Raw genomic sequence first — 13,908 nt, 5'->3', positions numbered from 1 at the left:
CCACCAGCGCTCCTGGGCCGGTCGGTACACGAGGCCCCCTTGTCCGTTTCTGAAGAATCCTTTGCGCTGATCCCGCTGCCCGCCGCTCACGTGCGGGCATGGGGTGAATCGGTGGTTGTCTATGATCAGCGCTGTGGCGAGACGCACGTGCTGCAGCCCCCTCTGATCGACATCTTCCAGGCCCTGCAAGAGGGGCCGATGACGCCGGCCACCCTGTTCGAGTACCTTGAACAGCGATATGACGCCACGGAAGGGGACCTGGAGGATGCGATGCACGCCGGCTTGAGCCAGTTGCGGCAGCATGATCTGATCCGTGTCTCCCCGGAGTCGCGGGACGCGTGATTGCCCATGAAGACCTGAGGGCGGGGTTGCGGGACGCCGGCCTTGCCATCCAGGTGGGGCCCTTCGTGGTCCGCTTGCGTTCGCGGCTGGACCGGGTCGAGCACTCCGTGGCCCTGTTCTACGACCGGCAACTTTTGCCGACCGCCAGTACCCCCTTCGCCGATTTCCACGTCACCCTTGCGGCCTCCCCCGGCCTGCGCTCGGTTTGGCGTCCGCAGGCGCGTTTCTTTCTGGATGGTCGCTCGCCCTTCCGCCCCCTGCCGCTGGCGCATGCCTATCCGCTGTTCGAGTGGGGGCTGAACTGGTGCATTGCCCAGCACGCCCATGACTTCCTGATGATCCATGCGGCGGTGCTGGAGCGCGACGGCCGGGCGCTGGTGATGCCGGGCGAGCCCGGGGCGGGAAAGAGCACGCTGACCGCGGCCCTGACCCTGTCGGGCTGGCGGTTGTTGTCGGACGAATTCGCCCTGCTGTCGCTGGCGACCGGCAAGCTGGTCGCGCTGCCGCGTCCGGTCAGTCTGAAGAATGCCGCCATCGACCTGATCCGCGAACGCCATCCGCAGGCGATCATCGGGCCTGCCTCCCACGACACCAGCAAGGGGACCGTGGCACATCTGAAGCCACCGGATTCGAGCATTGAACGGATGCACCAGCAGGCCGGGCCGGCTTGGCTGGTCTTCCCGCGCTTTGCGGCCGGAGGACGTGACCGGCTGCAACCGCTGGAGCGGGCCGAGGCATTGCTGAAGCTGGTCGGCTCGTCCTTCAATTACAGCGTGGTGGGCGGAGCGGGTTTCGAGGCGGCGGCCGATCTGATCGAGCAAAGCGCCTGCCTGAATCTGGAGTACGCGGACCTGGATGCCTCCCTGGGGTTACTGAACGATCTGGCCGGGGGGGGCGCATGACGCGCCCTGTGCTGGAGCAACTGCTCGCGGTCCTGGCCGAGCCGGCAGCCTCCCGTGGTCTTTCGCCGGCGGATTGGGATTGGCTGGTCCGGGTGGCGCGAGTGGCCTCTCTGGAGGGCCGGTTGCAAGCCTTGATCAAGGATGCCGGGGCGTTGTCGGATGTGCCTCCGGCGCCCCGGCGACACCTGCACGTCGCGCGGGTCCTGGCGGATCGCCAGCACGCCATGGTTCGCTGGGAGGTGGCACGGATTCACGAGGCCCTGGCGCCGGAGGCGATCCCGGTGATGCTCCTGAAGGGCGCTGCCTACGTGATGGCCGGGCTGCCCAGTGCGCCGGGGCGGCAGTTCTCCGATGTCGACATCCTGGTCCCGCAGGCGCAGATCCAGTCGGCGGAACAGCACCTGTTCGTTCAGGGATGGGTCTGCGAGGGCTACGACACTTACGACCAGACCTACTATCGCCAGTGGATGCACGAGCTGCCTCCGCTCACGCACATGCGGCGCAAGAGCGTGCTGGATGTGCATCACACCATCCTGCCGCCGACCGCGCGGTTGCATCCCGATCCGGAACTCCTGTGGGCGGCCGCGCTGCCGCTGGATGGCTTTCCCGGTATGTACGTTCCGGGGCCGGCCGACATGGTCCTGCACAGTGCGACGCATCTGTTTCACGATGGCGAACTGGAGAACGGCCTGCGGGACCTGGCGGATATGGATGCGCTACTGCGTCATTTTGTGGCGGAGGATTCGGGCTTCTGGGAACGCCTGACGGCGCGCGCCTTCGAGATGGATCTGGCACGCCCGCTCTACTATGCGTTGCGCTATGGTCGCGAGTTCCTGCAGACCCCCGTCCCCGATTCGGCGTTCCGCGCGTTGGCCGCGGCGCGTCCGGCGCCTCCTCTTCTGGCGCTGATGGACGGCCTGTTCCGGCGCGGCCTGAAACCGCATCACTGGAGTTGCGACGGTCGGTTGTCCGGCACCGCCCGCTGGTTGTTGTATGTACGCTCGCACTATCTGCGCATGCCCTTGCACTTGCTGGTTCCGCACCTGCTGCGCAAGGCGGCCAAGGACCATCGCAAGGGCAAAAGGAACCAGGCCGAGCCCTGATCGGACTGGCCAGGGCTCAGGGGGCTGCGGGGCCGGAAACCATGGCTTCGGAAAGGGCCATCAGGGGTGCGAGAAACAGTTCGCCGCGGAACAGGATGCGCGGGCCTGCCACCAGCCCCATGCACCGATAGCGTCGTTGTGCCATGCCGGAGCCCGCCAGGCCGCGCCCCGCGGTTTCCACTTGCTCCGCGGGGCTCACCAGGATGTGCAGGGCGTCGGCGCTGCGCAGGGCGCGTGCTAGCCGCTGGTCCACGCTGATGTGGTGCGCGGTGTAGACCATGGGGTCGCGGTAGAAATCGTGGCCGTCTGCATCGGCCTTTTCGAGCAGGGCGCAGGAGATCAGCGCGGCGGGAAACATGTCCGGAAAGTTGATGCGATCTTCGAGCTCGTCGAAGTAGTCCGCCTGGCGCACGAGCGACCCCGACAACAGGTTCTTGGCATTGCTGTTGGACATGAACTTGCGCTTGTGGAACCACCCGTTTTCTGCAAGCACGCAGCGATCCTCGAGCGGCTCGAGTCGGACATCCGCGGGCAGCGGCGATGACTCGCCGGTCAACGCCTGGGGCGTCAGGGAGTCGCGTACATGGCCGAGCAGCACCAGCCCGCTGCCTTTGCGCATCGCGATGCGATTGGATACCTGCGGCTGTCCCGACGCATCCGTGCCCCGGAGGGTGGGTTTGACCACGGTGGTGAACGGCTCGTCCACGCGCAGGGCGCCGGCGAACGTGAATTGGTAGTTGCGGAACGGGAGTTGCGAGGTGCTTCCGGCATCGCCCTCGGCGATCCGCATCCGGGTCACCAGGGCCTCTGCCAGACACTCCAGCTGAAAGCCCAGCACGATCGGTCCGCCAAACGGATTGCCGCGGATGCGCGTCCACTTGTCGCCGTCATGGAACGGGTTGAAGTCGTCCGTGGCGTTGCGGGCCACATCGATGTGGATCTGGCGGTAAACGCAGCGAGTATCGGACGATGAGGCCGCCATGGGTGTGCCTTTGTCCGGCTCGGACTTGCCGTGAGGGGAGGGGATGCGGATCGGCCTACTCCTGGTAGCCGGCCAGCAGCGGGCGGATCCGGTCGGCCGGGACCGCGTAACTGATCCCGCTGGGCCGGCTTACTGCGGCCTCGCGCCCGCCCTGGACGAAGACCTGGTTGATCACGCCGACGACTTCGCCACTGTCGATGCGGTAGAGGGGGCTGCCGCTGTTACCGGGGTAGGCGGTGGCATCCAGCTGAAACACCATCGGCGCACCGGCGCGCAGTTGCCGGATGTGAGCCTCGCTCAGTTCTCTCGAGCGGCGGGCGGTGATCGCCATGGGGGTGCGTGCGGCCACGTTGGCACGATGGGTCGCGGGGTAGATGCCCAGGATCATGCCGATCGGGTAGCCAGTGAAGGCCAGCTGCTCGCCCGCGCGTACGGCGTCCGACGATCCCAGTCGCAAGGGGGGCAGTGGAGGGCCGGCGATCCGCAACAGGGCCAGGTCGTCGTTCGCCGAATGGGCCACAAGCTCCGCGCTGTGGATGGAGGTGTCGCGACCTTCGCCGCTGACCACCACGAGTTGCTCGCGGTTTGCATGATCCAGTGATTCCGGGATCACATGGTGATTCGTAACGATGAGGCGCCCATCGCCGACCGCAAATCCGGTTGCGAGGTAATTGGCTCGCGGGCTGCGCGACGGCTGGTGGGTCGCGATACTGACTACCGAGGGCTTGATGCGCTCGATCGTGTCCGGCAGCCCGTCGGCGGCAGCCGGGCGCTGGGTAACCAGCAGGGCCAGAAGGCTCGCCGCGGCCAGCACCTTCAGCGTCTTCCACGCGCGCTGCCAGGTGTCTGCCGAAAAGCCCCGGAAGAAGAGGGCGGATCGCTTGCTCGTCGTGCTGTCCATGGGCCATCCCCGCCAGTCGATGGTTCGAGTCTAGGTCAGGCGGTTCCGGCCGTGGTGGTGATGCGTTAGGCGAAGGGGGTAATGGCCAGCGGGCGCTTTAACGCCGCGTCGACACCCCGTCAGTTGAAGACGATGGTCTTGTTGCCGTGGGTAAGGACGCGGCCCTCGAGGTGGTAGCGCAGGCCACGGGCGAGGACCCAGCGTTCGACGTCGCGGCCCTTGCGGATCAGGTCCTGCACGCCGTCGTCGTGGCGGATGCGGGTGACGTCCTGCTCGATGATCGGGCCGGCGTCGAGGTCCTCGGTGACGTAGTGGCAGGTGGCGCCGATCAGCTTCACGCCGCGGGCGAAGGCCTGGTGATAGGGGCGGGCGCCGACGAACGACGGCAGGAAGCTGTGGTGGATGTTGAGGATACGCTCGGGGTATTCGTCGCAGAGCATGGGCGGCAGGATCTGCATGTAGCGCGCCAGCACGATGGCATCGGGCGCCAGGTCGGCCAGGCGCGCCTGCAGGGTGGCAAAGGCGGCCTCGCGGTCTTCGCGCGGCACGGGGATGTGCTCGAACGGGATGCCGTAGCAATCCGCCAGCGGTGCCAGGTCGCGGTGGTTGGAAAGGATCGCCGGGATCTCCATCGGCAGTTCGTCGTTGCTCCAGCGGGCCAGCAGGTCATTGAGACAGTGCGGTTCGCGCGAGACCATCAGCACCACGCGCGGGCGGGTGTCGGCCCCCGCCAGCCACCAGTCCATGCCAAGATCGAGGGCCAGTTCATCCAGCCGTTCACGCAGCGCGGGCTCGGCATCGATGGGCAATGAGAACACCCAGCGCATGAAGAACCAGCCGGCCTCGGCATCGGTGTGCTGGGCCGCTTCGGTGATCCAGCCATCGGTATTCGCGATTGCGTTGGCAATGCGCGCGACGATTCCGTGCTGATCGGGGCAGCGGATACTCAGCCGAAAACGGGGTCGATCATCCATGTCGTTTAAGTATCCCGAATAAGGTCAAGGGCGGGTTTTTACCACGAAGCGCACGAAGGCACGAAGAAGGGCAAGGTCAAAGGCGGTTGCACCACAGGGTGCACAGAGGACACCGAGAAAGACGACAAATTTCTAGAGGGGTAGGATGCGTTGAGCGTAGCGAAACGCATCAGGGTCGGGCCGTTACATGTGGCCGATGCGATTCGCTGCGCTCATCGGCATCCTGCCCGCCACAAAGCCATCCCTGGTTATCTCCGTGACCTCTGTGGTTCATTCGCCTTGCCCTCTTCATCTCTTCGTGCGCTTCGTGGTGAACAAATCGGCGCAAGGAAGGATGGGGCGGGTCAGGCGGATTCGCGGCGCAGGCCGGTGGGGATGGAGAAGGTGATGGTCTCTTCGCGGCCGGCGAGTTCGGAGACGGCGTCGACGCCGTGTCCGCGCAGGAAGTCGAGCACCTCGTTGACCAGGATCTCCGGGGCCGAGGCGCCGGCGGTGACGCCAATGCGGCTCTTGCCCTCGAGCCAGGCCGGGTCGATGTCGGTTGCGCCGTCCACCAGATAGGACTCCACGCCCATGCGTGCGCCGATCTCGCTCAGGCGGTTGGAGTTCGAACTGTTCTTCGAGCCGACCACCAGCAGCAGGTCGCATTGCTTCGCCAGGTCCTTCACCGCGTCCTGGCGGTTCTGGGTGGCGTAGCAGATGTCCATCTTGCGCGGGCCTTCGATCTTCGGGAAGCGCGCGGTCAGGGCGTCGATGATCCCGGCGGTGTCGTCCATCGACAGCGTGGTCTGGGACACGAAGGCAAGCCGGTCGGGGTTGGCCACCTCCAGGTTCTCGACGTCCGCGATGGTCTCGACCAGCATCATGCTCCCGCCCCGGGAATCATCGAACTGGCCCAGGGTGCCCTCGACCTCGGGGTGCCCGGCGTGGCCGATCAGCACCACCTCGCGGCCCTCGCGGGCGTAGCGCGCTACCTCCAGATGCACCTTGGTGACCAGCGGGCAGGTGGCGTCAAACACCGTCAGGCCGCGTTGTTCGGCCTCCTGCTGCACACGCTTGGGCACGCCGTGGGCGGAGAAGATCACCACCTGGCCGTCGGGGACCTCGTCCAGCTCGTCGACAAAGTGCACGCCGGCATCCGTCAGACGCCCGACCACGTGCCGGTTGTGCACCACTTCATGGCGGACGTACAGCGGCGCGCCGTAGATCTCCAGGGCACGTTCCACGATCTCGATGGCGCGTTCCACCCCGGCGCAGAAACCGCGCGGATTGGCGAGCTGGGCCTGCATGCTCATAGGAGACTCTCCTGCGACCTATTGCGGTTCACTTACCGATAGCACATCCACCTCGAAGGTGAAGTTCTGCCCCGCCAGCGGGTGGTTGAAATCCACCGTCACGGTGTCGTCCTCCACCGCTTCGATGCGGCCGGGTACGGCATCGCCGGCCGGGCTGTTGAACTCGTAGATGTAGTCCACTTCCAGCGGCAGGTCGGCCGGGAACTGCGAGCGCGGCATTTCCTGCACCGCCGCCTGGTCCCGAAACGGGAACATGACGCCGGCCTCGATCGCAAATTCCCGGTGGTCGCCCGCGATCAGACCGACCAGCAGATCCTCCAGCCCGGGCAGGATCTCGCCGGAACCGATCTCCAGGGTGATGGGTTCTTCGCCCGTCCCGTCCACGACAAAGCCGTTTTCCAGGATCAGGCGGTAGTGCATCTCGATGTGCGCGCCCTTGGTGGCCGTGGTCATGTGTGCTCCCGACTAGTCTGTGTTGCCCGAGTGGCTGCGATCGCCCTCGATGAAGGTGGCGACGATCAGCGTGATCGCCCCCACAACAATGGCCATGTCCGCCACGTTGAAGGCCGGCCAGTGATAGCCCGCCCAGTGAAAGTCCAGAAAATCCACCACCGCGCCGTAGCGCACGCGGTCGATCAGGTTGCCGATGGCGCCGCCCAGCACCAGGCCCAGGGCGGTCACCGACCACCAGGCCTGGCGCGGCAGGCGGGCCAGCCAGACGAGGATCAGAAGCCCGATCGCCACGGCAATGCCGGTCAGCAGCCAGCGGCCCCAGTCCCCGGCCCCGGCCAGGAAGCTGAAGGCCGCACCCGGGTTGTACACCAGCGACAGGTTGAAGAAGCTCGTGACCTCGACCGGCGCGAACAGCGTCAGCGCATGCTCCGCCCAGACCTTGGTGACCTGGTCGGCCAGCACGATGGCCACCGCGATGAGCAGCCCCGGGCCGAGGCCGGACCCCCGCAAGTCCATCAGGCGAAGTGCCGGGTCTCGCCCGGACCGTCCACGTTGCTGACGCAGCGCCCGCACAGTTCCGGATGCTGGCTGTGTTGACCGACGTCCGGGCGGCGGTGCCAGCAGCGGGCGCACTTGGGCTGTTCGCTCTTGTGCACCGCCACGCCCAGCGGCGTCCCGTCGCCGAGTTCCGCGGCATGCGCCGCTTCCGGTGCGGCGCCTTCGGCGAGGCGTGCCTCGGAGGTGATCAGCACGAAGCGCAATTCGTCTCCGAGGCGTTCCAGCAGGCTGCGGGCACTCGAGTCGGCCGGCAGGTGCAGGTCGATCTCGGCATTCAGCGAGGCGCCGATGCCCTGCTCGTTGCGCGCCAGTTCCAGGGCGCGGGCGACATGGGTGCGCACCTCCAGGATGCGGTCCCAGTCGCCATCGGAGAACGTGGCGTCTTCCGGCAGGGGCGCCAGCCCCTCGTACCAGGTGGCGAACAGCACGCTGTCCGGACGCTCGCCGGGCAGCAGTTCCCAGATCTCCTCGGCGGTGAAGGTCAGGATCGGGGCCACCCAGCGGGTCAGGGCCTCGGCCACGTGATATAGCGCGGTCTGTGCCGAGCGGCGGGCGTGCGAGTCTGCCTGGGTGGTGTACTGACGATCCTTGATCACGTCCAGGTAGAAACTGCCCAGCTCCACCGAGCAGAAGTTGTGTACCCGCTGGTAGATCTGGTGGAACTGGTAGCCGTCGTAGGCCTGCGTGACCTGGCCCTGTACCTGCAGTGCGCGGGCGACGATCCAGCGGTCCAGTGGCAGTAGATCCTCCAGCGGCAGGGCGTGCTCGGCCGGCTCGAAGCCGTTCAGGTTGCCCAGCAGGAAGCGCGTAGTGTTGCGGATGCGGCGATAGGCATCGGCGGTGCGGTCGAGGATGTCCTTGGAGATCGCCATCTCGCCGGAGAAGTCGGTCGCCGCGACCCACAGGCGCAGGATGTCCGCCCCCAGGGTGGAGACCACCTCTTGTGGCGCGACCACGTTGCCGCGCGACTTGGACATCTTCTCGCCCTTCTCGTCCACCGTGAAGCCGTGGGTCAGCACCGCCTTGTAGGGCGCCTCGCCGCGCATGGCCACGCTGGTCAGCAGGCTGGACTGGAACCAGCCGCGGTGCTGGTCCGAGCCCTCCAGGAACAGGTCCACCGGCAGCTCGCCCAGTTCCGGGCGTTTCTCCACGACCGTGGAGTGCAGCACACCGGAGTCGAACCAGACGTCCAGCGTGTCGTTCAGCTTCACGTAGTCGCCCGCTTTCTCGCCCAGCAATTCCTGCGGATCCAGCTGGAACCAGGCCTCGATACCGTCGCGCTCGATGCGCTGTGCGATGGTCTCGATCAGCTCTGCGGTATGCGGATGCAGGCGGTTGGTTTCCTTGTGCACGAAGAACGGGATCGGCACGCCCCAGTTGCGCTGGCGCGAGATGCACCAGTCCGGGCGGTTCACCACCATCCCGTGGATCCGGGCCTGCCCCCAGCTCGGCATCCACTCTGTGTCGGCGATGGCCTTCAGGGCATCGGCGCGCAGCTCGGCGCGGTCCATGCTGATGAACCACTGCGGCGTCGCGCGGAAGATGATCGGGGTCTTGTGGCGCCAGCAATGTGGATAGCTGTGCTCGAACTTGACCGCCACGATCAGCGCGGCGTGCTCCTTCAGCACGTCGATCACGTGGCCGTTGGCCTGGTGCACGTTCTCGCCGGCGAAGTGCGGGGTGTCGGGCAGGAAGCGGCCATCCGGGCCCACCGGGTTTTCCACCGGCAGGCTGTACTGCAGCCCGACCGCATAGTCCTCCTGGCCGTGGCCGGGGGCGGTGTGCACCGCGCCGGTACCGGTCTCGGTGGTCACGTGATCGCCGAGGATCAGCGGCACGTCGCGTTCCAGGAACGGGTGGCGCAGCATCAGGCCTTCCAGCGCCTGACCCTTGGTGCGTGCCACGATGTGGCCCTCGCCCAGGGAGTAGCGCGCCAGACAGTCCTCGACCAGGTCCTCCGCCAGCAGGATGCGCTCGTGCTCCAGCTCCACCAGGGCGTAGTCCAGTTCCGGGTGCAGGGCGACCGCCTGGTTGGCCGGCAGGGTCCATGGGGTGGTGGTCCAGATCACCACGCTGATCGGGCCGCGCGAGCCGTCGATGCCGTCGAAGCGGCGCAGGAAGTCGATGTCGTCGACCACGCGGAAGCGCACGTCGATCGCCTGCGAGAATTTGTCCTCGTACTCGACCTCCGCTTCGGCCAAGGCCGAGCCGCAGTCGACACACCAGTGCACCGGCTTCTCGCCCATCTGCACGTGGCCACGCTTGAAGATGGTACCCAGCGCGCGGACGGTGTCCGCCTCCACCTGATAGTTCATGGTCAGGTAGGGGTTGTCCCAGTCTCCCAGCACGCCCAGACGCTGGAAGTCCGCGCTCTGGCCGTCCACCTGCTCCTGGGCGTATTCGCGACAGGCCTTGCGGAAGGTCGCGGCGTCCACGTCGCGCCCGGCCTTGCCCAGCTTCTGTTCCACCTTCAGCTCGATCGGCAGGCCGTGGCAGTCCCAGCCCGGCACGTAGGGGGCGTCGAAGCCGGCCAGCGTGCGGCTCTTCACGATCACGTCCTTGAGGATCTTGTTGACCGCGTGGCCGACGTGGATCGAGCCGTTCGCATACGGAGGGCCGTCGGCCAGCACGAAGCGCGGCCGCCCGGCACAGTATTCGCGCAGGCGCTGGTAGCGGTCCTCGGCCTTCCAGGCCTCCAGCCACTCGGGCTCCCGCGTCGCCAGGCCGGCGCGCATGGGGAAGGCCGTCTCGGGCAGGTTGAGGGTGTCCTTGTAGGGATTCGGCGGTGCCGGTTTGCGTGCCATTAGCGAGTTCCGGATCGGCCCTGCGGGCCGGTTTCAGTCGTGTGCGGAGAGTTGCGTGCGGGCGGTTTCGACGTCACGCGCGATCTGCGCGCGCAGCGCCTCCAGTCCCTCGAAGCGTTGCTCGCCGCGCACCTGCGCGACGGGTTCAAAACAGACGGCTTCGCCGTACAGGTCGGGCTGGCCCTCGAGTACGTGGGCCTCCAGACGCTGTTCGGTGCCACCCACCGTCGGACGCCAGCCGATGTTGGCGACGGCGGGCAGGGCCTCGCCGGAGGCCCGGCGCAGCCAGCCGGAGTACACCCCGCGCAGTGCCAGCGGCCATGGCCCCAGGCGCAGGTTCGCGGTGGGAAAGCCGATGGTGCGCCCGCGCTTGTCGCCGTGTGCAACCCGGCCGTGCAGCCGGTAGGGCCGCCCCAGGAGTTCCGCCACGCGGGCGAAGTCGCCGGCCACGGCGGCGGCGCGCACCCGCGTGCTGCTGATGCGCCCCTCGGCGTCACGCACCGTCGGGGTGGATTCGACGGTGAAGCCAAGACGTTTGCCGGCCGTCTGCAGGGCCGACCGATCGCCCTCGCGTCCGCGTCCGAAACGGAAGTCGTCGCCCACCAGCACATGGCGGGCGCCCAGACGGCGATGCAGGACCTCCTCCATGAAGGCCGTGGCCGAAAGCCCCGCCAGCTGCGCGTCGAAACGCAGGACCCAGGCTGCGCCGAGGGCGCTGTCGCCCAGCGTCACCAGGCGATCGCGCAGCCGCTGCAGGCGGCCGGGTGGCGCGGGGGCCTGGGAGCGTGCGGCGAAGTACTCGCGTGGCAACGGCTCGAAGGTCATCAGGAGCGCCGGCGCCTGGCGATCCTGCGCCGCCTCGAGTAGCCGTCCCAGAACAGCCTGATGACCACGATGCAGACCATCAAAGTTGCCAATGGTCACCACCGCGCCATGCATGCCGGCTGCCTCGAACGCCTTGCTGTCGGCCGGCCCCAGGCCGCGAATCAGCCGCATCGCCCCGATCCCGCGCAAAACCGAAAGTATAACCCGCCGGGGCCTTCCCCGGCATCATTGATCGGTGCCTTCGCGCAGCAGCAAGTGGTGCGGGCGCACGCCGGTCAGCCACAACGTGGCGGCGAGTGTGGCGGTACCGGCCAGGATCAGGCCGGTGAGCGCCAGCAGGCGGGTGTCGACGGACCACTCGGTCCACTGGCTGAACTCCGGCGAGAGCCAGATCAGCACCCCGATCATCGCGGCGAGTCCCAGGGGCAGCCCCAGGCGTAACGAGCGCAACCCCGGTCCTGGCTGGTAGATGCCCTCGCGGATCAGCCCGCGGTAGAGCAGCCCGGCGTTGATATAGGCCGAGGCCGAGGTGGCCAGCGCCAGTCCGGCGTGCGCTCCGGGCGTGCCGGAGAGATACCACGGCAGCACAAAGGCGCCGTTCAGCACCATGTTCCAGAGCATGGCGATGATCGCAATCTTCACCGGGGTCTTGGTGTCCTGGCGAGCGAAGAAGCCAGGCGCCAGCACCTTGATCAGGATGAAACCGGGCAGGCCCAGGGCATAGGCCGCCAGGGCCATCGCGGTCATGTAGGTATCGAACTGGGTGAAGGCCTGATACTGGATCAGCGTGGCCAGGATCGGCACTGCCAGCACGACCAGGCCGACCATCGACGGCAGCGCGACCAGCATCGCCAGGCGCAGGGCCCAGTCCAGGGTGCGACCGAAGGCGGCCGGGTCGGCCAGGTTGTACTGCCGCGCCAGGCGCGGAAGGATCACCGTGCCGATCGCGATCCCGAACAGGGCCAGCGGCAGCTCCACGAAGCGGTCGCCGAAGTACAGCCAGGAGATCGATCCGGCCACCAGGAACGACGCGATCAGGGTGTCCACCAGCAGGTTGATCTGTACCACCGAGGTCCCGAGGATCGCCGGCAGCATCAGCTTCACGATCCGGCGCACCCCCTCGTGGGCGCGTCCAAAGCGCGGGCGCGGCAGTAGCCCCGCGCGCCACAGAAAGGGGATCTGGAAGGCCAGTTGCAGGGCACCGGCGATAAACACCCCCCAGGCCAGGGCGACCACCGGCTCGTCGAACATCGGCGCCAGCCACAGCGCGGCGACGATCATCGACAGGTTCAGGAATACCGGGGTGAAGGCCGGCACCGCAAAGCGCCCGATGCTGTTGAGAATGCCGGCCGCCATCGCGGTCAGCGAGATGAACAGCAGATAAGGGAAGGTGATCCGCAGCATGGCTGCGGCGAGGTCCTGGCGCCCGGCCTCCTGGGTGCCCAGCCCCGGGGCGAACACCCAGATCAGTGCCGGCGCCGCCAGGATCCCGATCAGGGTCACGACGGTGACCACCGTCATCAGGGTGCCGGCGGTGTGATCCAGCAAATCACGCAGGGCCTCGCGCCCGCGCTTCTCGCGAAACTCCGCGAACACCGGAACGAAGGCCTGGTTGAAGGCGCCCTCGGCGAACAGTCGGCGCAGAAAATTCGGGATGCGGAAGGCGACGAAAAAGGCGTCGGTGGCCGGTCCGGCGCCGAAGGTGACCGCCAGCACCATGTCGCGCAGATAGCCCATGATCCGGGAGATCATGGTCATGCCACTGACGACGGCGGTGGAGCGAAACAGGCGGTTCATCGCGTGCGGGGGCAGCCTACGGGAAAGCCCCGCAGTGTACTTGAATCATTCTCGATGAACTTCTGCATCCTCCACGAAGCTCGCACACACACGAAGAAGGGCAAGCTCAAGAGCGATTGCACCACAGAGGCCGCAGAGGGCGCAGCGATCACGGAGGGGATAGGGAGGGCGTTTGGTGGTGGGTAGGATGCTGATGAGCGTAGCGAATCGCATCGATCCGTGGGACGGCCCGACCCCGATGCGTTTCACTGCGTTCAACGCATCCTACCCGTTACTTCCAAGTAAAGAGCGATCGCACACAGAGGGTACAGAGGGTACAGAGGGTACAGAGGGTACAGAGGGTACAGAGGGTACAGAGGGTACAGAGGGTACAGAGGGTACAGAGGGGATAGGGGGGCGTTTGGTGGTGAATGCAAAACGCCGGACACGAAAAAGGCCGCCCGGAGGCGGCCTTTTCGGACGGTCCAACGAAGGAGCCGTCAGCCTTGGGAGTGGCGCCTTAGATGGCGGTCACTTCGCCGGCGGCCAGGCCCTTGGCGGTTTCCTGGATTTCAAAGGAGACCTTCTGGCCTTCGGCCAGGGTCTTGAAACCCGAACCGCTGATCGCGGAAAAATGGACGAACACGTCCTTGCCGCCATCATCGGGGGTAATGAAACCAAAACCCTTGCTCTCGTTGAACCACTTCACAACACCAGTATTCACAACTTGTAACCTCTTCATGTAACTAACAAATGTGTTCGCGGCATGCTGCCAACAGATCAACGGGAGCACTGGTTCAGAAACTAGAAACTTCCTAGTGTTGTCGCTCAACCACGAATCACGCTCCCGACTATACGCGCCATCCCAGGCAAAATCCAACGCACCTTCATGAACCTTTTTTGGCGCTGCGAAGCCGATTTTCCGGGTTGGGTCGCGGTCCGCGCCCGAACCGCACAAGGCCGCGAAGAAAGGCAGAATCAAGAGCGTTTCCA

General features: G+C 66.5%; 13 protein-coding genes. 3 read left to right on the top strand and 10 right to left on the bottom strand.

What is annotated here, in order from left to right; all coding sequences use genetic code 11:
* Nucleotides 1–39: 39 nt before the first annotated feature.
* The 3 genes from D575_RS0104845 to D575_RS0104835 are packed head-to-tail and all read left to right on the top strand — an operon-like array spanning nucleotide 40 to nucleotide 2,347.
* The gene (locus D575_RS0104845) at nucleotides 40–342 is read left to right on the top strand and encodes an HPr-rel-A system PqqD family peptide chaperone (protein WP_018144789.1); all 303 of its coding nucleotides are present in this window, start codon (nucleotides 40–42) and stop codon (nucleotides 340–342) included.
* Nucleotides 339–1,244, top strand: coding sequence for an HprK-related kinase A (locus D575_RS0104840; RefSeq protein ID WP_018144788.1), 906 nt, complete (start codon nucleotides 339–341; stop codon nucleotides 1,242–1,244). Before D575_RS0104845 ends, D575_RS0104840 begins: the two co-directional genes overlap by 4 nt.
* Nucleotides 1,241–2,347, top strand: a complete 1,107-nt coding sequence (locus tag D575_RS0104835) for a nucleotidyltransferase family protein (RefSeq protein WP_018144787.1) — start codon at nucleotides 1,241–1,243, stop codon at nucleotides 2,345–2,347. The genes D575_RS0104840 and D575_RS0104835 overlap by 4 nt, the downstream gene beginning before the upstream one ends.
* Before the next feature lie 16 nt (nucleotides 2,348–2,363).
* Here the strand turns inward: D575_RS0104835 and D575_RS0104830 are convergent, their stop codons facing one another.
* The 10 genes from D575_RS0104830 to D575_RS0104780 all read right to left on the bottom strand — a co-directional run bounded on the left by D575_RS0104830 (nucleotide 2,364) and on the right by D575_RS0104780 (nucleotide 13,657).
* A complete protein-coding gene (locus tag D575_RS0104830) occupies nucleotides 2,364–3,329 on the bottom strand; it encodes a hypothetical protein (protein ID WP_018144786.1) in 966 nt (321 codons plus the stop codon).
* Between the two features lie 55 nt (nucleotides 3,330–3,384).
* Nucleotides 3,385–4,230, bottom strand: coding sequence for a S1C family serine protease (locus D575_RS0104825; protein WP_018144785.1), 846 nt, complete (start codon nucleotides 4,228–4,230; stop codon nucleotides 3,385–3,387).
* Nucleotides 4,231–4,349: 119 nt separating this feature from the next.
* Nucleotides 4,350–5,204: a formyltetrahydrofolate deformylase gene (gene purU, locus D575_RS0104820; RefSeq protein WP_018144784.1), complete on the bottom strand. Its 855-nt coding sequence runs from the start codon at nucleotides 5,202–5,204 to the stop codon at nucleotides 4,350–4,352.
* Between the two features lie 344 nt (nucleotides 5,205–5,548).
* Nucleotides 5,549–6,499 (bottom strand): 4-hydroxy-3-methylbut-2-enyl diphosphate reductase, encoded by a 951-nt coding sequence (ispH, locus tag D575_RS0104815; RefSeq protein WP_018144783.1) that lies wholly within the window; start codon nucleotides 6,497–6,499, stop codon nucleotides 5,549–5,551.
* Between the two features lie 18 nt (nucleotides 6,500–6,517).
* Entirely contained in the window at nucleotides 6,518–6,952 is a 435-nt protein-coding gene (locus D575_RS0104810) for a peptidylprolyl isomerase (protein WP_018144782.1), read from the bottom strand.
* 12 nt (nucleotides 6,953–6,964) lie between these two features.
* On the bottom strand, nucleotides 6,965–7,468 hold the full coding sequence (gene lspA, locus D575_RS0104805; RefSeq protein WP_018144781.1) for a signal peptidase II: 504 nt from the start codon (nucleotides 7,466–7,468) through the stop codon (nucleotides 6,965–6,967).
* Nucleotides 7,468–10,314, bottom strand: a complete 2,847-nt coding sequence (ileS, locus tag D575_RS0104800) for an isoleucine--tRNA ligase (protein WP_018144780.1) — start codon at nucleotides 10,312–10,314, stop codon at nucleotides 7,468–7,470. The genes lspA and ileS overlap by 1 nt, the downstream gene beginning before the upstream one ends.
* 33 nt (nucleotides 10,315–10,347) lie before the next feature.
* Nucleotides 10,348–11,310: a bifunctional riboflavin kinase/FAD synthetase gene (gene ribF, locus D575_RS0104795; RefSeq protein ID WP_018144779.1), complete on the bottom strand. Its 963-nt coding sequence runs from the start codon at nucleotides 11,308–11,310 to the stop codon at nucleotides 10,348–10,350.
* Between the two features lie 54 nt (nucleotides 11,311–11,364).
* Nucleotides 11,365–12,936, bottom strand: coding sequence for a murein biosynthesis integral membrane protein MurJ (murJ, locus tag D575_RS0104790; RefSeq protein WP_018144778.1), 1,572 nt, complete (start codon nucleotides 12,934–12,936; stop codon nucleotides 11,365–11,367).
* A gap of 499 nt (nucleotides 12,937–13,435) precedes the next feature.
* Nucleotides 13,436–13,657 carry a cold-shock protein gene (locus D575_RS0104780; protein ID WP_196799411.1) on the bottom strand — a complete coding sequence of 74 codons (222 nt, stop codon included), beginning with the start codon at nucleotides 13,655–13,657 and terminating at the stop codon, nucleotides 13,436–13,438.
* Nucleotides 13,658–13,908: the final 251 nt, after the last annotated feature.

This window comes from Thioalkalivibrio sp. AKL6 (assembly GCF_000376905.1).
GTDB lineage: Bacteria > Pseudomonadota > Gammaproteobacteria > Ectothiorhodospirales > Ectothiorhodospiraceae > Thioalkalivibrio > Thioalkalivibrio versutus.
This window is presented reverse-complemented; position numbering and strand designations above follow the sequence as displayed.